Here is a 578-nt window from a genome sequence, read left to right as displayed (position 1 = left end):
GGCTCGGTGCCCGACGGATGGTGGAAGGACCGCGCGGCTGCGGCGGGTCGTCTGAGGGATCGGCTGGCCGGGCTGGCGGCGCCGGCGGATGATCTCGGGCTCGACGCGACGACGTGGTTCCCGCAGGTCTCACTCGTGGTCGAGGGTCAGGCGCGGTCGCTGGCAGACGACGACGAGATCGTCGTGGTCAGGGCGGATGCCGGGGGCGACGACGCGATCGTCGACGAGGCGGTGCGGCTGACGTCGCTGGGGCGAGCGGTCACCGTGGTGACGAGCGATCGGGCGTTGCAGTCGCGGGCGGAAGCGGCTGGCGCCCGGATTCTGTCGGCGCGCGCACTGCTGAACACGATCGGGCGCTGAGGGCGCAACCGGGTCAGTCGAAGGGGTCGTCGTCGCGTCCGCGCAACTTGTCGATCTCGCGGCGTTCGCGCTTGGTCGGTCGCCCGGCACCGCGATCTCGCAGGCCGAGTGCCGCCTGGGGTTCGCGCTCGGGTGTGCGGTCTTCGTAGGCGAGGGCGGCAACTGGTGCGCCCACGCGTTTGACCAGGATCTGGCGGACGATGAGGATGCGGTCGAAC

At 71.6% G+C, this 578-nt stretch carries 1 protein-coding gene and 1 pseudogene; one reads left to right on the top strand and one right to left on the bottom strand.

Translation table 11 applies throughout. The features are described 5' to 3' along the window. Positions 1 to 360: NYN domain-containing protein (locus ACI3KW_RS23230; protein ID WP_404850058.1), on the top strand; the 360-nt coding region annotated here is incomplete at its 5' end. Positions 361 to 373: 13 nt separating this feature from the next. Here ACI3KW_RS23230 and ACI3KW_RS23225 read toward each other — a convergent pair. Continuing rightward, positions 374 to 578: pseudogene (locus ACI3KW_RS23225) on the bottom strand (RNA-binding S4 domain-containing protein); the annotation flags it as partial.

The organism is Devosia sp. ZW T5_3 (assembly GCF_044987315.1).
GTDB lineage: Bacteria > Pseudomonadota > Alphaproteobacteria > Rhizobiales > Devosiaceae > Devosia.
The sequence above is the reverse complement of the archived record's forward strand: the minus strand, read 5'-3'. Positions and strand labels throughout refer to the sequence as shown.